Source organism: Synechocystis sp. FACHB-383 (genome assembly GCF_014698605.1).
Classification (GTDB): Bacteria; Cyanobacteriota; Cyanobacteriia; order Cyanobacteriales; family Microcystaceae; genus Synechocystis; species Synechocystis salina.
The window spans coordinates 271911-289861 of sequence record NZ_JACJTJ010000029.1; the positions used below are offsets into that span (position 1 = coordinate 271911).

General features: G+C 49.1%; 19 protein-coding genes. 10 read left to right on the forward strand and 9 right to left on the reverse strand.

The features are described from left to right. Nucleotides 1-39: 39 nt before the first annotated feature. Nucleotides 40-813 carry a pantothenate kinase gene (locus tag H6G45_RS07875; protein WP_190597894.1) on the reverse strand — a complete coding sequence of 258 codons (774 nt, stop codon included), beginning with the start codon at nt 811-813 and terminating at the stop codon, nt 40-42. Nucleotides 814-892: 79 nt separating this feature from the next. Here H6G45_RS07875 and H6G45_RS07880 point away from each other — a divergent pair, with 79 nt between their 5' ends. The 6 genes from H6G45_RS07880 to rsmI all read left to right on the forward strand — a co-directional run bounded on the left by H6G45_RS07880 (nt 893) and on the right by rsmI (nt 6271). After that, nucleotides 893-1795 carry a cytochrome c oxidase subunit II gene (locus H6G45_RS07880; protein ID WP_190597895.1) on the forward strand — a complete coding sequence of 301 codons (903 nt, stop codon included), beginning with the start codon at nt 893-895 and terminating at the stop codon, nt 1793-1795. A gap of 108 nt (nt 1796-1903) precedes the next feature. Further along, nucleotides 1904-2815, forward strand: a complete 912-nt coding sequence (cruF, locus tag H6G45_RS07885) for a gamma-carotene 1'-hydroxylase CruF (RefSeq protein ID WP_190597896.1) — start codon at nt 1904-1906, stop codon at nt 2813-2815. 288 nt (nt 2816-3103) lie between these two features. Then, nucleotides 3104-4219, forward strand: coding sequence for a Gfo/Idh/MocA family oxidoreductase (locus tag H6G45_RS07890; protein ID WP_190597897.1), 1116 nt, complete (start codon nt 3104-3106; stop codon nt 4217-4219). A gap of 6 nt (nt 4220-4225) precedes the next feature. Further along, on the forward strand, nt 4226-5137 hold the full coding sequence (gene miaA / locus H6G45_RS07895) for a tRNA (adenosine(37)-N6)-dimethylallyltransferase MiaA (RefSeq protein WP_190597898.1): 912 nt from the start codon (nt 4226-4228) through the stop codon (nt 5135-5137). Nucleotides 5138-5210: 73 nt separating this feature from the next. After that, nucleotides 5211-5432, forward strand: coding sequence for a hypothetical protein (locus H6G45_RS07900; RefSeq protein ID WP_228023938.1), 222 nt, complete (start codon nt 5211-5213; stop codon nt 5430-5432). Continuing rightward, nucleotides 5432-6271 carry a 16S rRNA (cytidine(1402)-2'-O)-methyltransferase gene (rsmI, locus tag H6G45_RS07905; RefSeq protein ID WP_190597900.1) on the forward strand — a complete coding sequence of 280 codons (840 nt, stop codon included), beginning with the start codon at nt 5432-5434 and terminating at the stop codon, nt 6269-6271. The genes H6G45_RS07900 and rsmI overlap by 1 nt, the downstream gene beginning before the upstream one ends. A gap of 50 nt (nt 6272-6321) precedes the next feature. Here the strand turns inward: rsmI and H6G45_RS07910 are convergent, their stop codons facing one another. From H6G45_RS07910 to tsaD, 4 genes are all read right to left on the reverse strand, one after another. After that, nucleotides 6322-7254: a DUF4351 domain-containing protein gene (locus tag H6G45_RS07910; protein WP_190597901.1), complete on the reverse strand. Its 933-nt coding sequence runs from the start codon at nt 7252-7254 to the stop codon at nt 6322-6324. Continuing rightward, entirely contained in the window at nt 7251-8180 is a 930-nt protein-coding gene (locus H6G45_RS07915) for a UDP-glucuronic acid decarboxylase family protein (RefSeq protein ID WP_190597951.1), read from the reverse strand. Before H6G45_RS07915 ends, H6G45_RS07910 begins: the two co-directional genes overlap by 4 nt. A 103-nt stretch (nt 8181-8283) precedes the next feature. Then, the gene (gene rimM, locus H6G45_RS07920) at nt 8284-8829 is read right to left on the reverse strand and encodes a ribosome maturation factor RimM (protein ID WP_190597902.1); all 546 of its coding nucleotides are present in this window, start codon (nt 8827-8829) and stop codon (nt 8284-8286) included. A gap of 186 nt (nt 8830-9015) precedes the next feature. Continuing rightward, nucleotides 9016-10062, reverse strand: a complete 1047-nt coding sequence (gene tsaD, locus H6G45_RS07925) for a tRNA (adenosine(37)-N6)-threonylcarbamoyltransferase complex transferase subunit TsaD (protein WP_190597903.1) — start codon at nt 10060-10062, stop codon at nt 9016-9018. A 310-nt stretch (nt 10063-10372) separates the two neighbouring features. Here tsaD and H6G45_RS07930 point away from each other — a divergent pair, with 310 nt between their 5' ends. Then, complete coding sequence (locus H6G45_RS07930; RefSeq protein ID WP_190597904.1) at nt 10373-10870, forward strand: Photosystem I reaction center subunit III; 498 nt, start codon at nt 10373-10375, stop codon at nt 10868-10870. 100 nt (nt 10871-10970) lie between these two features. Continuing rightward, the gene (gene psaJ, locus H6G45_RS07935; RefSeq protein ID WP_010872732.1) at nt 10971-11093 is read left to right on the forward strand and encodes a photosystem I reaction center subunit IX; all 123 of its coding nucleotides are present in this window, start codon (nt 10971-10973) and stop codon (nt 11091-11093) included. A 117-nt stretch (nt 11094-11210) separates the two neighbouring features. On the opposite strand, the gene H6G45_RS07940 is transcribed toward psaJ, so the two are convergent. The 3 genes from H6G45_RS07940 to H6G45_RS07950 all read right to left on the reverse strand — a co-directional run bounded on the left by H6G45_RS07940 (nt 11211) and on the right by H6G45_RS07950 (nt 13933). Next, entirely contained in the window at nt 11211-12530 is a 1320-nt protein-coding gene (locus H6G45_RS07940) for an FAD-binding oxidoreductase (protein WP_190597905.1), read from the reverse strand. A 26-nt stretch (nt 12531-12556) separates the two neighbouring features. Further along, a complete protein-coding gene (dacB, locus tag H6G45_RS07945; RefSeq protein WP_190597906.1) occupies nt 12557-13501 on the reverse strand; it encodes a D-alanyl-D-alanine carboxypeptidase/D-alanyl-D-alanine-endopeptidase in 945 nt (314 codons plus the stop codon). 237 nt (nt 13502-13738) lie between these two features. After that, nucleotides 13739-13933 carry a hypothetical protein gene (locus H6G45_RS07950; protein ID WP_190597907.1) on the reverse strand — a complete coding sequence of 65 codons (195 nt, stop codon included), beginning with the start codon at nt 13931-13933 and terminating at the stop codon, nt 13739-13741. Nucleotides 13934-14167: 234 nt separating this feature from the next. Between H6G45_RS07950 and H6G45_RS07955 the strand changes: the two genes are divergently transcribed. Both H6G45_RS07955 and H6G45_RS07960 read left to right on the forward strand, forming a co-directional pair. Continuing rightward, nucleotides 14168-14845 carry a uracil-DNA glycosylase family protein gene (locus H6G45_RS07955; protein ID WP_190597908.1) on the forward strand — a complete coding sequence of 226 codons (678 nt, stop codon included), beginning with the start codon at nt 14168-14170 and terminating at the stop codon, nt 14843-14845. Between the two features lie 49 nt (nt 14846-14894). Further along, nucleotides 14895-15554: an SDR family oxidoreductase gene (locus H6G45_RS07960; protein ID WP_190597909.1), complete on the forward strand. Its 660-nt coding sequence runs from the start codon at nt 14895-14897 to the stop codon at nt 15552-15554. Nucleotides 15555-15699: 145 nt separating this feature from the next. Here H6G45_RS07960 and htpG read toward each other — a convergent pair whose 3' ends face one another. After that, nucleotides 15700-17670: a molecular chaperone HtpG gene (gene htpG, locus H6G45_RS07965; RefSeq protein WP_190597910.1), complete on the reverse strand. Its 1971-nt coding sequence runs from the start codon at nt 17668-17670 to the stop codon at nt 15700-15702. Between the last annotated feature and the right edge of the window lie 281 nt (nt 17671-17951).

Sequence of the window (17951 nt, forward strand, 5' to 3'; positions counted from 1 at the left end):
ATCCAATCTCCGTCGCTAGAACAATGCCGACCCCTAACCCTAGCAGATGGGGCGATCGCCGTGTTGTATGGCGGCCATACCTAAAAAAATTAAATTGTCATTCAGGGCCACCGCCAGATTAGGGGAATGCTGTCCCAATAGAACATGCAGTATCTTGCCATCTCCTCCGGTCATAACCATGGCGGCACCGGGAAATTGTGCTTGCCAAGCCTGGAGATAATCTTGCAATGCCCCCAACATGCCATAGGTAACACCGCTCAGAATGGCGCTGGGGGTATCCAGAGCCCAACGGTCAGGTAACTGGGTCAACGAATCTAACTCCAACTTGGGTAGGGCCGCCAGGCGATCGCCAAGGACTTGTAACTGCAATCCCAAACCGGGCAGGATCGCTCCCCCCACCAGTTTTTTATCTTGGTCAAAACCAGTAATGGTCAAGGCAGTGCCCCCATCGATGATTAAACAGGGAAAGCCATAGATCAACCCCGCCCCCAAGCCAGCCAAAGCCCGGTCAATGCCAAAGCTGGGGTAAGTATTACCTAGGGGAATATCTTCTAGGGTCAATATTCTGGGTTGATATGCTTGCCAAACTTCGGTTTGTTCCGGCACCACCGACGCCAATAGGAAGGGCACTTCTCCCAACGAAACCGGCAACTGGTCCAAAGCGGGGCTGTAATCTGTGACCCAGGTTGCGAGGGGAGTATTGCCGCTACAATATGCCCAGTGCAAACGGGAGTTGCCTATCATAAGGGCTAACCAAGGTTTTTGCTTGTCATGATCCGGAGCCAAACCAAAACCCGGCTTCAATGTTTCCACGGTAACCAAATACCTGCCCTCGGCAGGCTGAGCTAATCCAGCTTTCCCATTAGACCACGACTAACCAGAGTGATTAACTATGAGTCGCAAAAATCTCATCCTATTGGTGGTTTACGTTGCTTTTACCCTGGGAATTAGTCTGTGGTTAGGGCAACAGTCCTACCAATGGCTACCCGCCGCCGCCGCCCAGGAAGCTCAACCAGTGGGAGATTTATTTAGCTTTTTGGTCAGCCTTGGCAGTGTGGTTTTCTTGGGGGTGACCGGCGTTCTGGTTTACTCAATTATTTTTTATCGCTTTACCCTGAAAAACCCCCAGGGTGCCCCCATCCGGGGTAACGCTCGTTTGGAAACTTTTTGGACGGTGGTGCCCCTCATCCTTGTTACTTGGATTGCTTGGTATAACTACGTTACCTATCAACGCATGAATGTGCTCGGCCCCCTACCCGTGGTGGAAGTGCCTCAATTACTGGGGGAAAAGGCGATCGCCGCCGACCCTCCTGCAACATTGGCCATGGCCCAGGGGAGCAATATCAACCCCGAAAAAATTGGCGTGGAAGTGAAACAATGGCTGTGGACTTTTACCTATACCAATGCCGGGGTTACTAGCCATGAATTGCATCTGCCCCTCGATCGCCGCGTAACGTTGAATATGACTTCGGCAGACGTGCTCCATGGGTTTTACGTGCCTAATTTCCGCATTAAGCAGGACATTGTGCCCAACCGAGAAATTGAATTTAGCTTTACCCCCAATCGCCTGGGGGAATACAAACTCCACGACTCCCAATTTAGTGGCACCTACTTTGCCGTCATGACGGCCCCGGTGGTGGTGCAATCTGTGTCCGATTACCAAGCCTGGCTAGAAAGTCAAAAATCCCTTGCCCCAGGGCAATTACCCAATCCAGCTCTGGATGAATTCAACCAAGCCCCTGGTACCCCTCTCAAAAGTGGTTGGCCCACCGTTTCCCCTGCAATTCGTAAATAAGGACTGGAAATAGGTTGTCATCCTGGGCCAGCAATCAACCGCTGGTAGTAAAGATTTGTAAACTATAATGACTTAGAATTTGAATGTAGTTTTAGCGGTAGGGACTGAATGGAAAAACTAATGCGGATTGAGCGGTTGTTACTAATTGGGCACATTGCCTCCATGGGTTTTGGCCTAGCCGGACTATTGCTGGTGTTACCCCACCCAGAATTCGTGGCCCAGTTACCTCCCATTGGCCAGACAGCCTTCCAGTGGTCCATGGCCGGTGGTGGCGTGGCTTACATGATCCTGGGCTTTGCCGCTGTGGCTGTTTATGCCTTCCGCACCTTGGGGCTGTTGCCTACCCTCGGATTTTTGATTCCCGCCCTCAGCATTTCCGTTTCCGCCGAACTGTTGGGAACCAGCACTGGTTTTCCCTTTGGCTACTACCGCTATCTATCGGGCTTGGGTTATAAAATTGCCGGTCTAGTGCCCTTCACCATTCCCCTTTCCTGGTTTTACCTCGGATTCTGCTCCTACCTCCTAGTACGGGCAGGGCTGCGTCACAGTAATTTGCCCCGCTTTGGCCAAGAATTGACGGCGATCGCCGTGGGGGCAACTTTGTTAATGTCCTGGGACTTTGTTTTAGACCCCGCCATGAGCCAAACGACTATGCCCTTTTGGGTCTGGGATGTGCCGGGGGGATTTTTCGGTATGCCCTATCAAAATTTCGCTGGCTGGTTCTGCACTGGGGCCATATTTATGATCGTGGCGACCATTATTTGGCGAGTTAGTAAAGTTGAAATTCCCGAAGTTGACTACTCCCTTCCCTTGGCCATGTACCTTGGCAATTTTGGCTTCGCCATGGTGATGAGCATTGGCGCCCATATTTATCCCCCCATTTTCCTCGGCTTTTTGTTGGGCGTTGCACCGGCTTTATACTTCTACCGTCGGGCTGGGGAAGATTCCCGTTCCACCGCAGTTTCCCGCTTGAAATCGGTAATTGAGCAGGATAAAGCTGATTTGGCGGCGATTAAATAATTTTTAACTATCCCATCTAGCCAAACTTTGCCTAAGGTTGCTTGCCCTGACCAAAACCCTGGTTGGGGCTTAGCTAATGTTTGGTAAAAGGTTGTTTGAAAAGCCTCTATGTCCCTCCGACTTTGAGCGGCGAGTAGAGAAAAAGTAGCTGCATCATTGTGGTAGCTTTATTCGGTTGATTGGAAAGACAAACTAGAATTTTGCCAACAGGCCCCAAGTCTTGCCTCTTCTTGTTTCCGGCTAACCCTGTGTGGGAGAGTATAAGTCTGTTGCTCCCAACAATTTTCCATGACTAATTCCTCAACCCTAACCGTGGCCGTCATTGGTACCGGTTTTGGCCAGGCTGTCCATTTGCCGGCTCTGCAATACCACGATCAAACCCAGGCGATCGCCATTTACCATCGAGATTTGACCAAGGCCAAAGAAGTAGCCCAATCCCAGGGTTTACCCCACAGTTATGACAATTTGCCTGAATTACTGGCTAATCCAAATATCAAAGCGGTGACCGTTGCTAGTCCCCCCTTCCTCCATTTTGAGATGGCTAGGGACGCGATTTTAGCAGGCAAACATGTGTTACTGGAAAAACCCATGACGTTGCGGGTAGAGGAAACAATTGAACTTTATCACTTGGCTCAGCAACGGGGGGTAACGGTGATGCCGGATTTTGAATTTCGTTTTGTGCCCGCTTGGCAATACGTGGCGGAACTTTTGCAAAGGGAAATTTTGGGCAAACTAAGGTTAATTAAAGTGGATTGGCTGGTGGGCAGTCGGGCCAATGCTGAACGAGCTTGGAATTGGTATGCCCAACGAGAAAAAGGCGGGGGAGCCTTAGGGGCCCTAGCCTCCCACACGTTCGATTATTTACATTGGTTATTTGGCCCGGCCCACAGTTTGTCCGCTAATTTGAGTGTGGCGATCGCCGAACGCCCCGATCCCCTCGACAATAATCGTTTGAAGCCAGTGACAGCAGAGGATACAGCGCTAATCAGTTTAACCTTGGACAATGATATTCCCTGCCAAGTAAATATCACCTCCGTCGCCCATGGTGGTCGGGGCCATTGGTTAGAGATTTACGGCGAAAAAGGTAGTTTGGTGTTGGGCAGTGAAAACCTCAAGGATTATGTCCATGGTTTCAAAATTTTCCACCATCCTGCCGGGGAACCAATGCAGAAACTAAAAGTACCAACCCGTTTGGATTTTCCCAAGGTATTTGCCGATGGTCGCCTTGCTCCGGTGGTACGGGTGGTGGATGAATGGGCACAGAGTATTTTCCAAAAGAGAACTCCTACACCATCTTTGCGCCATGGGGTTTACTCCCAACTATTAATGGATTTGACTCACCAAGCCCATCAAAAACAGCAATGGGTGCCTGTGCCGGATCTCGATCGCCTGTTGGCCCGATAATTTTCCATGGCCAAAGTTCCGCCCCTGATTGTTGTTTGTGGAGCCACTGCCAGCGGTAAGTCCCAACTGGCCCTGGCCCTGGCCCAGAGGTTAAACGCAGTTATTTTGGGGGCCGATTCCCGACAAATTTACCGACAATTGGACATTGGCACCGCTAAACCCAGTCTTGGCGATCGCCAACGGGTGCCCCATTACCTGATTGACATTTGCGAACCGACGGAAAACTTCACCCTAGCGGAGTATCAACGGCAAGCCCAAGCATTGATTGAGGATTTAAACCAACCGATTTTGTTAGTGGGAGGTACTGGTCTATACATCCAGGCGATCGTGCGGGGGTTAAAAATTCCCGCCGTTCCCCCCCAGGCAGAGCTACGGAAACAGTTGGCTAATTTAGGACAAATTTTTTGTTATCAACTGTTGGGTCACGTTGACCCCATGGCCCAAAGCAAAATTGAACCCGCTGACGTGGTGCGCACCCTCAGGGCCTTGGAAGTTTTCTACACCACTGGCAAAGCCATTTCTGCTCTCCAAGGGGAAAATCCCCCGGACTATCCCATTGTGCAAATTGGCCTAGGATTGGAACCGGATCAACTCCAACCGAGAATTGTCCGCCGCACCCACGCCATGATTGAGGCCGGCTTAGTGGGGGAAGTGGAAAGTTTAATCCATCAGTACGGTGAAAACTTACCCCTGCTCCATACCCTTGGCTATGCTGAAATTAAACAATACCTCCAGGGCAAAATATCGCTGGCCCAAGCTACGGAGCAAATCATTGTCCACACCAGACAATTTGCCAAACGCCAGCGCACATGGTTCCGCAAAGACCCGTCCATCCAGTGGCTTGATCCTAACCAGGAAAACTTACTAGAGTCAGCGATAAAATTGTTGCAAGTCCAGAAAAACAGAGGAATGTTTTAAGTATTGCCGGCTGAAATAGTTCTTAAAATGGCATTATTGCTAGTTTTCCCTCAGGATTTTCACGCTTATGGCCATGGATAAGGATACGAAATTTGCCCTATTGGTAATGGGAGTCCCCCTTTTGGGGGTGCTCTACTGTGCATTTATTTTGGCAGTGATGCTTTCCTCAGAAACGGCCCGACAACACCCCATTATCACTGGCACTATTTTCGTCTTAGCCCCTTCCCTAGTTTCCGGCACCATTTGGTTACGGGCTTCTTTTAAGGCCAGAAAACAGGAAAACTTGGGGCTTTAATGGGCATTCTTTATCTGGTGGCGACCCCCATTGGCAATTTGGGCGATATGACTCCCCGGGCGGTGGAAACCCTGCAGGAAGTTGATTTAATTGCAGCGGAGGATACCAGGCACACGGGCAAATTATTACAACATTTCCAAATCACCACGCCCCAGATTAGTTACCATGACCATAATCGCCATGGCCGCACCCAGGAGCTATTGGCCAAATTACAAGGGGGACAAAACATTGCTTTGGTGAGTGATGCGGGGACCCCAGGCATTTCCGATCCAGGGCAGGAGTTGGTGGCCGCCTGTGGTGAGTTGGCGATCGAGGTGGTGCCCATCCCCGGGGCCACGGCTTTAATTGCGGCCTTGATTAGCTCCGGTTTAGCCACGGAACGTTTTGTTTTTGAAGGTTTTTTACCCACGAAAAATCAGCCCCGAGAACAGTTGTTACAGAGTCTGGTGCAGGAGCCGCGAACGATTATCCTCTACGAAGCGCCTCACCGTTTATTGACCACCTTGACTGATCTGCAGACTGTTTTCGGCCCCGAACGGAACTTAACTGTGGCCCGGGAATTGACCAAATACCATGAACAATTTTGGCGGGGAAATCTGCAAACGGCGATCGCCTATTTCACGGAAAACACACCGAAAGGGGAATTTTGCCTGGTAATTGCCGGGGCACCACCGCAGGAGAGGGCTAACTTCTCCGAAGAAAATCTACGGCACGAACTGAGAAGCCTTATGGCTAAAGGATTAACTCGCTCCCAGGCCAGTCGACAATTGGCCGAAGCAGCGAAACTGCCCCGTCGGCAACTTTATCAACTCAGTTTGGAAATAGAAGCTGATAGCTGAAACCCGATTCTTGGCCAGCCTCCATGGCAAAACCCACCTCTGGAAATTCACTAAATTTTTCGCTCAGGAGTTCCAGCTTGGGCCGCTAGCCATTGTTTTAATTCTGTGAAATCAGAGCAGTCCAACAGCACTTCCCCCAACTGCTCCAATTGGGGCACAGTTAGAGTGTCAATTCTCGTCAGATTAACTTCATCCAACTCGCCAAAACGATGCTTAATTTGTTTGAGTAGCAGAGATTTTTGTCCACGTTCGATGCCCTGTTCAATACCTTGAAGCATCCAACTGGTTGTTAACTGCATAACGTCCTCCTGTTCTGGGGGGGAAAATTCGGCGATGGTTTCTTTGAAAATTGTCTCTTCCGCTTGATTGAGAGTGAGATAGGTGTCCACAAAGCCAGAGATTAATTGCATTCTAGCCGGATCAAGCTTGAGGGTTACCAATAGTCGCAAACATTCAGCCTTAACTTTGGCACGGTCGGGGGGAGCAATCTGCATTTTGGCCATTAACGCCGAAGCAATGGGATTAGGTTGATACAAAAAATCCCGCCAGTGGAGTTGGTTAAGTTGAAGAACTCTATATTTAAAATCTAGTACTAGTAAGTCGGGAAAATTAACACAGTATTCCTGGGCAGCTGGCTTTAAAGGACGATCGTAGGAAAAAATTACGATGGGATAAACTGGCAAAGAAAATTTAGCATGGAGACGGGCAAAGTAATGAAACATCCGCTGATTAAACTGGGACTGGTTGGTAGCCTGGGCTTCCACATGGATGAGGAAATAGGCATCTTGTCCCTTAAATTTGGCTTGGACGATCAGATCGCTCTCATGTCTTTCGCCAAAGGTTACGTCCGTGAAAATTTCCTTGTCGAGAAAAATTAAGTAATCTTGGTCTAAGTAATCCAAGACCTGGGGAAAAAACAAATCAAGAAACTCTAGAAAGAAAGTTGTCAAAAGTTCCTTGAAGAGGCGATCGTGGTCAATCATTCTTGATGGCGAGATTTGAAATCTTCAATAGTCATGGCCAAACCCTGATCTAGGGGAATGGTTGGTTGCCAATCTAAATAGTTTTTTGCCAAGGTAATATCCGGTTGCCGCTGTTTGGGGTCATCCTCCGGTAGGGGTTGGTAAATTAACTCCGCATCAGGATTAATGGCGGTCTGGATTTTTTCTGCCAGTTGCAAAATGGTATATTCCCCCGGATTACCCAAATTAACCGGGCCAATGTAATCCCCATTCATTAGGCGCATTAGACCTTCCACCAAGTCGGATACGTAGCAGAAGCTGCGGGTTTGGGAACCATCGCCAAAAACTGTGAGGGGTTTACCCTGTAGCGCCTGCACAATAAAGTTACTCACCACCCGGCCATCGTTTTCCAACATGCGTGGTCCGTAGGTGTTGAATATTCTTGCCACTCTAATGTCAACTTTGTGCTCTCGATAATATTCAAAAGCTAGGGTTTCTGCCACCCGCTTCCCTTCGTCGTAACAGGCTCTTGGACCAATTGTATTAACATTGCCCCGATAGCTTTCCGGTTGGGGATGAACGTCTGGATCGCCATACACTTCCGAGGTGGATGCCAATAAAAACCTTGCGCCAACCCGTTTAGCTAAACCCAACATATACAAAGTCCCCATCACATTTGTTTTGATGGTTTTAACGGGATTGAATTGGTAATGGACGGGGGAGGCTGGGCAGGCTAGATGGTAAACCTGGTCGACTTCCAAGCGAATGGGTTCGGTAACGTCGTGGCGAATGAGTTCAAAATTGGGATTATCTAACCATTGGATAATGTTCCGCTTCGTGCCGGTGTAAAAGTTATCCAGGCATAAAACTTCGTGGCCCTGGGCCATCAGGCGATCGATAAGATGGGAACCAATGAAGCCTGCTCCCCCTGTGACCAAAATCCGCATCTTTACCCCAACTTGTACAAATGGCGTCATTTTAGCATTTGCCAAATGCCTAGACAGCAATGAAATTCAATATGTCTACCCCCCACAGAGGAAAGGTTTGCGATCAATCCAATAGTCCTGGAATGGTTTTAATTTCCAGCCTTTTTTCCGTTAGTTCCACGGTAGGTACAATGGCTTCAACGAAGGGGATGAGCACTTCTTTGTCCGGGCTTTTATCCAAAGTTATCCCTAACAAATCGTTGCCGGCGCTATAGAAATCTGTCACTATCCCTAGGCGATCGCCATTGTTGTGGTCGTAAACAATCAACCCCAATAAATCAGTGACATGGAATTCCCCCTGCTCCAACGGTAGGCGATCGGTGGCGGGCACCAATAGTTGGTAATTGACCAAGGCTTCCGCCTGATTGCGGTCGGTAATTTCAGCGAAACGAAGAATATAAAGGTTTTTGCCAGGAATTTGTTTGCCCTTTTTGAGCGTGAGGGGTTGGGGGGTGTCCTGAGCTGTTTTTCTAATCCACCGCTGACCCTTGGTTAAAAATCTTTCGGGGAAATCTGAGGCTGAAAGAACTCGCACTTCCCCCTGAATGCCCTGGGGTGCAACAATGGTACCAATTTCTAGCCAATTTTCCATTTCCATGGTTTGGATCATATTTTTTTGATGTTTTCGTTAAAATTTCTCTGACTCCACCATCGTTCGTCTTTTGGGGGACTGTTGACAAGGTTTTAGTTTGGCTTCTAAACCCCCCAATACTGGGAGGCTTTTCTCTAGTTTTCCCCGAAACTTAGGGGGACCAAAGGCTTTTTAAACAGAAACCTATTGTCCACTGGGAAATAGCTAATTGGTGACGTAAAGCTGACCTACCTGCTCCACCGCAAGGCGGGACTGAATACCCAAGGTCAAAGGGGAGCGATCGCCGTTGTGGAAATGGTCAGCGGCGGCACAGGCAATCATGGCGGCATTATCAGTACAAAATTTTAAGGGTGGGAAAAAAACCTGCAATTGATTTTCCTCGGCGGCGGCTTGGAGATGATAGCGTAGGCGGCTATTGGCGGCCACCCCTCCTCCCACAGTAATGGTGGTTAAGCCATGGTCCAATGCACAACGAATAGTTTTCTTGGTCAGGGAACGGGCCACCGTATCTTGGAAACTGGCTGCTAAATCATCTACAGGGAAAGGTTCTGGGCTTTGCTTTAGTTTCTGGGTAAGGCGCAACATGGCGGTTTTCAAGCCACTAAAACTGGAGTCGTAGGGATGGTATCCCCCCTGGGGTAGGGAAATTTTTCCCTCGGGTAACTTAAAAGCGGCCGCATCGCCATTTTTAGCCGCTCGGTCAATGGCCGGCCCCCCTGGGTAACCTAAATCCAGCAGACGAGCTACCTTGTCAAACGCTTCCCCCGCTGCATCATCCCTGGTGGTGCCCAATTGTCGGTAATCGCCACAGCCCTTAACGTGGATCAAACTGGTATGGCCACCGGATACCAATAGGCATAAAAAGGGTGGCTGCAACTCCGGCTGACTCAGATAGCTGGCATAGATATGGCCTTCCAAATGATGTACCCCCAGAAAGGGCTTTTGGTGCACCATGGCCAATGTTTTGGCCGTCGTTACTCCCACCATCAACGCCCCGGCCAACCCCGGAGCCACCGTCACGGCGATCGCCTCAATGTCTGGCCACCCCAAACCAGCCCCTTGCAAAGCTTGGTCGAGACAGGCATTAATTAAAAGCAAATGCTGACGGGAGGCCACCTCCGGTACTACCCCCCCAAAAACTTGATGGGTTTGTATCTGGGAAGAAACCACATTACTGCAAACGTTACGATTATTTACAATTGCCACCGCGGTTTCATCACAACTTGTTTCAATTGCTAAAATGATTGCCATTCTCTGCTAGTTTGAGTTTGATCCAAAAGACGACGGTTTATTAGCCCTGTCTTTCCTATTATCGGCTAACGATCTCCGGATCACGGTAACAGGTTGCTCAACTGGCTTGTTTATGATCCGTTTTGTCTGCGGTGGGGCACATCGTGGACGTTAAAGTAAATGCTTGCGGAGGGGAATCTGGCCAAGGTTTCAGAACAAAAATGAGCTGGAACTAGACAAACCCAAGGAAGCAAGAATCCCACGCCTCTGGGTGAGGGAGTTGTCAATAGCCGCCTTTTTAGTCTTTTGTTTAACCAAGGAAACGATTTTTATGAAACATTTGTTGGCGTTGCTCCTAGCCTTTACACTCTGGTTTAATTTCGCCCCGACCGCTTCGGCGGACGATTTTGCCAATTTGACCCCCTGTAGCGAAAATCCCGCTTTCCAAGCTAAGTCCCAGAACTATCTCAACACCACCGACGATCCCAACTCCGGCAAAATCCGGGCCGAACGTTATGCTTCCGCCCTCTGTGGTCCCGAAGGCTATCCCCACCTGATCGTGGACGGCCGTTTCACCCATGCCGGTGATTTTCTGATTCCTAGCATTTTGTTCCTTTACATTGCTGGCTGGATCGGTTGGGTTGGTCGTTCCTACCTAATTGAAATTCGGGAAAGCAAAAATCCTGAAATGCAGGAAGTGGTCATCAATGTCCCCCTCGCCATCAAAAAAATGTTGGGTGGATTCCTCTGGCCCCTGGCCGCTGCTGGAGAATATACTTCTGGCAAACTGGTGATGAAGGATTCAGAAATCCCCACCTCCCCCCGCTAGTTAGGGACGGGGAAAGATTGGTGTTATTGCCCCATATCTAGCCCCCTTTAATTCTGAACTTATTTTTTGTTTATCTTTGTCAATTCTGGAGACTCAATTTATGGACGGTTTGAAATCCTTTTTGTCAACAGCTCCGGTCATGATTATGGCTTTGTTGACTTTCACCGCTGGCATTTTGATCGAGTTTAATCGTTTTTACCCCGATCTTCTTTTCCACCCCTAGTTTTATTTGTCAACTGAATTTCTCTCACTATTGTGTGTGGTGAGACAAGACTTTGGTTAGGATTTACGACTGATTTCCTAGCCAATTTTTTTTGCTAAAAATAGCTGAATTACCAGATCAATCGGTCAATTTACCTGGGTTGAGTAAATTAAAAGGATCTACTTGTCGTTTAAACATTAATTGGGATTCTGGCAGGGGTTGTACTGACCCGCCAGCTAAACTGTAAGTGTGGGGATTGGCGATTCTGGCCCCTAAATTTTGGTGGGCTGCCATAATCTCTTCTAGGCGATCGCCGTCGGTAAATTTAACCAAAGGAAAACCAGCTAAACACATTGCCCCTTGGATGCGCATCATTTCGATGTGGAACATAATCTCATCTTGAAAGAGTTTTTCTAGGGTAAGAATTTGTTCTAAATCTTGATAGAAAAATACCTGGAGATAGGTGAGGCTGGAATCCATGGCCCTAGCTAACAGGGTAGTGTGGTTCCAATTAAATTCAATTAAATTAACTTTTTTGCCAGGGGCTTGGGGATTTTGTTCAAAAATAATTTGCCCTTTATTTGACTTGGCTAATTCCGTAAAAGCTAGCCAATCTAGGGCGGAAACAATCACCATTACCCAGTGGTCACCGGGCTGATAATAATTTTTTAAACCGCTGAAATATTGCGGAATGGGATGACCTTGAATGGAAATTTCTTTGCTAACAATGCCGTCCTGGTTAGCTAAATTCTGGGCAAAGGCGATCGCCGCTGATAGATCTGCAAAACTAACAATGGCTTCCCGCCAGGGTAAGGCCGGGGCCAGGGGCAAAGTAATTTCAGTGATAATGCCATTGGTGCCATAGCCGTGGATGACCGGTTGGGCGGCCTCACCAGCTAGAACCAGACGCTGGGGTTCTGCCTCCATGGTCAACACTGTGAGGCTCTGGACATTGCCGGGGTCAAATAGGGTGCCATAGTTCACTGCCCCCATGCCGGTACTGCCGCCGCTGACAAAGCCCCCCGCCGTCGCCGTTTGGTAGGTGGAAGGTAAGAGCCGCAATTCCCAGCCTATTTGTTTAGCCTGCTGTTCTAGCTTGCCTAACTTTACCCCCGGTTCCACCACTGCTCGCCCCGCTTCCAGGCTAATGATCCTTTGCATAGGGGACAAATCCAACACAATCCCCCCCTGGAGGGGAACACATTGGCCGTAATTGCCCGTGCCGGCCCCCCGCACTGTGAGGGGAATTTGATTGGCTACACAGCAACGGATCACGGCGATCGCCTCCGCTTCTGAGCGGGCCAACACCACCAGATCCGCCTGTTTACCCCGTAACTGCTCAGTCAAAATGGGGCTGAAATGGGCGTAATCGGTGGATAGTTTCTGCCTCTGCTGGGGGTCTTGAATCACCTCCAAACCCTCGGCCGCCAATAATGCCGCAATTGCTGACCAGTCCATTGCTGTGATCCCTTACTAACTCTGGATTAGTCGCAGTCCCCCATATTATTAATTTGCACCACTAACTGGTCAATGGCCCGCACGAGGTTATCTCCGGAGCGGCTCCAATCGTTGGCCAAAATGCTGAAAACCACAGTGCCGTGGGCAGGGGTGTTGGCATAGCCGGACAAGGCCCGTACCCCCCGCAGGGTTCCTGTTTTAGCAAAGACGTTATTTTGGGCCGTGGTGGCTTTCATACGCCGGGCTAAAGTACCATCCTGACCGGCGATCGGCATGGAAGAAACAAACAAACTGCTGTTATTGCTGCGGTACATGGCCTGGAGGGTATCCACTAAGGAACGGGGCGTAGCCGCATTATTGCGAGACAAACCAGAACCGTCTGCCACTCGAAAACCCTGGGGATTAACCCCCAATTCTGCCACCGCTGCTTTAACGGCACCTGGCCCCCCCACGGTGTTGAGCAACAGTTCTGCATAGCTGTTGTTGGAGCGTTTATTGGTGGTCATTACCCAGTTCCGTAGAGGCTGGGAACGCACTGTGGCATTGGGACCCAACCGTTGTAGAGCCGCCGCTGTGGTGAAAATCTTCGCGTTGGAAGCGGGAATAAAGAACTTATTTTCGTTATGGCTATATAGCACCCGGCGATCGTCCAATCGTTCCACCAACACCCCCCAGTTGGGCATGGCCTTGGCCCCCACAATGCGCTGCACAATGGGTTCAAAGGTGGCAGGGCAAGCCCCTTGGTAAATAGGGGAACCAATGTTGCCAAATCCCCCCGTTGGCATTTCCACTTCGATAGGAACTGACTGCCTACCCTGAAAATAGTCAACGCTGGCAAAGGTTTCTGGCTGGTCGGCTAAGGCCGGGGTGGTGCTTAACAGGGCAGCGCTGGTGGCAAGGGCGCCAACTTTTAGCCAGGGAAAACGATTTTTGATCATGGGCTTCCAATAAAGTTCAGAACCGCGAACCATGGGGGAGCAGATTGCTTCAGGTCTGACCTTGGTCCAACCACACAGGCACTGCTACCTTCCATCTCTAGGTTTGGGCTTTTTTGTGACGCACCATTTTTGATGCAGCAAAGTCAGGATTATACCACCATCGTCGACAACCATTGGTAGGCGATCGGGGAAACCATTATTCAGGACGAAATGAAAACTTCTTGGCTTGACTCTGCTGCAGAGAATATCAGGAAGTACTAAGAAAACTTCCTAACGACGCTGGCGGGAGATAATTTTTTCCACCATGGCTTGGCTTTCATGCACAAGGCTATGGCATGGCCCGGGGGCTTGGGTTAGGGTAGGCACCAGGTTACGGGCCTGGAGAGTCATGTGCAGTTGCAATTCCGCCACGTAATCACTGATGGCTTCTTGGGGCTGGGGAAGATCTACCGGGGTCGCTGACACTGTCCTTTTTCCTCCTTGAGCAATGCTGTTAACTAAAAAAATAACTGAAAAGTATCCAACCGAGGGACTTGGGATCCCTATAAAAACTACCATGGCATTAGCGGAGACGCACGCTTCTGCAACAGTCTTTAACATTTAGCTGTCTGTGGCCCTGGGACATTTCTCCCTAAATTGGGCCCTGGGTCCCTAGTTTCCTTTGCCAATTCTCTTGCCAATCAGTTATTCAGTTTTTCCATGTCAGAGCTTCAAACCCTGATCCGTAGTATTCGTCAAGAAGCAGAACGGGAGCCTTTTCCCTTGGATTCTCCCATTTACCAGCAGGCCGGCAAGGATGCCCTGGAGCCGATTTTGTTCGGAGGGAATCTGGGCAGTCAGCTTTGTTTTTTTGGTCGAGATCTGGGAGCGGATGAGGTACGCCAAGGGCAACCCTTGATCGGAGCGGCGGGCCGCTTAGTGAGGAAGGGCTTTTTTGAAGCTTGGCAGGGTCGGACGCCCAAAGGTCAAGACGATCTGCAAACTGTTTGCCAAAGGATTTTGCTCACCAATACAGTGCCTTATAAGCCCCCGGAGAATAAGGCCTATTCCGTTAAGGTGAAGGAGCGGTTTCGTCCTTTTGTGGAGCAGTTATTGGTGTTCCATTGGCAGGGCAAACAAATTATTACCCTGGGAACGGAAGCTTTTAAATGGTTCGCCCCCTATGGTGCTAAGGGACAGTTGGATGAATTTTTCCGGGGTGGCGATCGCTATGAATCTTCCTTAGATGTGTTGATCAAAGCCAACACAGGAGCGGGCAAAAGTAGTCAAAAAATTGTTAGATTAATGCCTTTACCCCATCCTTCACCGTTAAATAAGCGGTACTACGGCCAATTTCCCCAAATGTTGCAACGCCGCTTGGCGGAAATTGCTTTCTAGCCCTAGGTTGAGGGCGATTACATTACTCCAGAATCCATCAAATTTACCTATGAAAGTTTTAGTTGTCGGTGCCACCGGAGAAACGGGCAAACGGGTTGTCCACACCCTAGTCGATCGCCAAATTGCAGTGCGGGCTTTGGTGCGAAACTATGACAGTGCTAAGGCGGTATTGCCCCCAGGGACGGAAATTATGGTGGGGGATTTGTTGGAACCGGAAACTATCAAAGCGGCGATCGCCGATTGCACTGCGGTGATTAGTGCGGCCGGAGCCAGGCCGAGTGTGGATTTGACCGGGCCATTTAAAGTGGATTATTTGGGTACCCGCAACCTAGTGGATGTGGCCAAGGCCAGTGAGATTGAACAATTGGTGCTGGTCTCTTCCCTCTGTGTATCCAATCTCTTCCATCCCCTCAACTTGTTCGGTCTAATTTTGGTGTGGAAACAGTGGGGCGAAAATTATCTCCGTCAGAGCGGCGTGCCCTACACCATTGTGCGGCCAGGAGGACTCAAAAATGAGGACAACGACAATGCCATTGTTATGGCCGGGGCGGATACATTATTTGATGGTAGTATTCCCCGACAAAAAGTAGCAGAGGTTTGTGTGGAATCTCTCTTTAGCCCCAGCGCTAAAAATAAAATTGTTGAAATTATTAGTAAACCGGATATTCCCGTACAGTCCTTTGAGGAATTATTTGCGATGGTTAGCTGATTAAAAAATTATTGAATTTCTTCAGCTACTACAAATAAAAAGTCCCCCAAGAGCCACAGTATCTTTAGGGGACGAATATTTGTAGATCAAAGAACTATCACTACAAGACAACTATTGCTTGGATGTCTTGCAATTGATGGACAATTTACTGTTTAGTCAGACGGGTTAACACCGCATTAGAGCGTTCAATGAAACCCTTCATGCCCTCCGCATCAAAACCTTTTTGGGCCATTAATGCCAGGTCATAAACGTGTTGACAAAGGGACTTGGCCAACTCCGCTGAAGGAGATTCTCCACTGCCGGTGACAATACTACCTTGGCTGAGGGAAAGAATGTTTTGAATCAGAGGATGATTGGTGTTGATCGCCAGCACATGTTGCTCCGGGAAGGCCATGGCTTGCTGTTGCATCATGGCGGTCATTTCCTGGAGGCGGCGCATTGCTTCCGGCAATAACACTATGGCCGGGGGCGTAGATTGGGGATCGTCAGATTTTAGGGATTGGGTTTTGATGTTGATGTTGGGATTGTTGAGGGCCTTTTCAAAAATTTCCTTAATTTGCTCACTGCGGGATTTGTTGGTGGCCGGATCGACAATGTCGCTGGCTTTGTCTTCCTCAATCAAGCTTTGATCCAGTTCTGAATCGACCCGGGAAAATTTGACGTCACTGTACTCTTTTTCCAGGAAGGGAATGAAGTAATTGGTGTCAATGAAGGAATCCATAAATAGGACTTCAATGCCCTGATTTTTATACAGTTCCACATAGGTCGCTTGGGTACTCTGATCGGTGCAGTAGAAAACCCGATTTTCGTGGCGTTCCTTATTCCTGGCCAAGTAACGCTTTAAGCTGGTGTAGCCCTCTTTTTCGTAGGGATTAACGCCATCATCCTGTTGGGCATCGGACCAGGCATCACCATCTTCTGTTAAAACTTCCACTTTAGGCTCGGTAACTTCGGCTTTGTAGGTGGTGCGGTAGAGTAACAGGTCTTCCACCTGTTGTTTGAACTTATCTTCTCGCAGGGAGCCAAATTTGACAAAGGTGCCAATGTCTTCCCAACATTTCAAATATTCTTCGGGATTTTCGTCATACAAAGATTTGAGGCGATCGCCTACTTTTTTGGCAATGTAGTCGGCAATGCGGCGCACGGTGCGATGGTTGGTGAGGGCACTGCGGGAAACGTTGAGGGGAATATCCGGACTATCAATTACCCCCCGGAGCGGCATCAAAAATTCGGGAATGACTTCCTCACAATGGTCACTGACAAAAACCTGGTTGCAGAAAAGTTTTATTTGCCCCTTGGACACATCCACATCGGGACGTAATTTGGGGAAATAAAGAATACCGTTGAGCAAAAATGGGTAATCGGTGTTGAGGTGTACCCACAGCAGCGGATCTTCCTGGAAAGGGTACAGGTAGCGGTAAAACTCCAGGTAATCTTCCTTGGTTAGATTCTGGGGGGATTCCTTCCAGATGGCCCGTTGCTTATTTAATGTTTCCCCTTCAAAGCGGATGGGCACCGCCATAAAATCAGAGTAGGTTTTTACCAGTTGGCGAATGCGACCGGCTTCTAAATATTCCTGTTCATCATCTAATAGGGTTAGGGTGACGGTGGTCCCCACCTGTTGGCGATCGGAATCGGTTAGTTCAAACTCCGGTGAACCATCACAACTCCAATGCACCGCCTGGGCCCCTTCTTGATAGGAAAGGGTATCAATTTCCACTTTTTGGGACACCATGAAAGCGGAGTAAAAGCCCAAACCAAAGTGACCGATCAGATCATTGGCGGACTTTTGGAACTTTTCGATGAACTCCTCCGCACTGGAAAAGGCTACTTGGTTAATATATTTTTTCACCTCATCGACGGTCATGCCAATGCCGTTATCGGTAATGGAAAGGGTCTTATTAGCCTTGTCTACCACCAAAGTGATTTGGGGATCCGGCACTTCCTGGGCCCCGTCGCTGGCGAAGGCGGCCATTTTCCGTTTGCTGATGGCATCAACGGCGTTGGAGATCAGTTCCCGCAAAAAGATTTCATGGTCAGTGTAGAGAGACTTTTTAATAATCGGGAAAATATTCTCGGTGTGGATCGTGATATTGCCTTTTTCGAGTACTGCCATAGGTCTTTAGATTTAATGTTTAGGATGTTTAGGAAATTTAGTAGACTGGCAAAACTTCCAGGAACCCGATCAGCTCCCCAGATTTGCCCAGTTCCCCAGCAATGGGGGTAACCCCATCATCATACGAAGCCAGGGACAGTTTACTCAGCGGCAGTTTCCGATCTTTGCTGTTTCGGTTATCCGTACCCCAAAAGTGATCCCCCAACTTGGCCCCGAATCCCAACGGCGATCGCCATTGCTACCTGGGGTATTAAAACCCGCTGGCTAGCCGGAATTTCCGT

Coding starts and splice junctions, on each gene's coding strand:
- H6G45_RS07880 (WP_190597895.1), top strand. CDS start 893: ATGAGTCGCAAAAATCTCATCCTATTGGTGGTTTACGTTGCTTTTACC.
- cruF (WP_190597896.1), top strand. CDS start 1,904: ATGGAAAAACTAATGCGGATTGAGCGGTTGTTACTAATTGGGCACATT.
- H6G45_RS07890 (WP_190597897.1), top strand. CDS start 3,104: ATGACTAATTCCTCAACCCTAACCGTGGCCGTCATTGGTACCGGTTTT.
- miaA (WP_190597898.1), top strand. CDS start 4,226: ATGGCCAAAGTTCCGCCCCTGATTGTTGTTTGTGGAGCCACTGCCAGC.
- H6G45_RS07900 (WP_228023938.1), top strand. CDS start 5,211: ATGGATAAGGATACGAAATTTGCCCTATTGGTAATGGGAGTCCCCCTT.
- rsmI (WP_190597900.1), top strand. CDS start 5,432: ATGGGCATTCTTTATCTGGTGGCGACCCCCATTGGCAATTTGGGCGAT.
- H6G45_RS07910 (WP_190597901.1), bottom strand. CDS start 7,254: ATGATTGACCACGATCGCCTCTTCAAGGAACTTTTGACAACTTTCTTT.
- H6G45_RS07915 (WP_190597951.1), bottom strand. CDS start 8,180: ATGCGGATTTTGGTCACAGGGGGAGCAGGCTTCATTGGTTCCCATCTT.
- rimM (WP_190597902.1), bottom strand. CDS start 8,829: ATGATCCAAACCATGGAAATGGAAAATTGGCTAGAAATTGGTACCATT.
- tsaD (WP_190597903.1), bottom strand. CDS start 10,062: ATGGCAATCATTTTAGCAATTGAAACAAGTTGTGATGAAACCGCGGTG.
- H6G45_RS07930 (WP_190597904.1), top strand. CDS start 10,373: ATGAAACATTTGTTGGCGTTGCTCCTAGCCTTTACACTCTGGTTTAAT.
- psaJ (WP_010872732.1), top strand. CDS start 10,971: ATGGACGGTTTGAAATCCTTTTTGTCAACAGCTCCGGTCATGATTATG.
- H6G45_RS07940 (WP_190597905.1), bottom strand. CDS start 12,530: ATGGACTGGTCAGCAATTGCGGCATTATTGGCGGCCGAGGGTTTGGAG.
- dacB (WP_190597906.1), bottom strand. CDS start 13,501: ATGGTTCGCGGTTCTGAACTTTATTGGAAGCCCATGATCAAAAATCGT.
- H6G45_RS07955 (WP_190597908.1), top strand. CDS start 14,168: ATGTCAGAGCTTCAAACCCTGATCCGTAGTATTCGTCAAGAAGCAGAA.
- H6G45_RS07960 (WP_190597909.1), top strand. CDS start 14,895: ATGAAAGTTTTAGTTGTCGGTGCCACCGGAGAAACGGGCAAACGGGTT.
- htpG (WP_190597910.1), bottom strand. CDS start 17,670: ATGGCAGTACTCGAAAAAGGCAATATCACGATCCACACCGAGAATATT.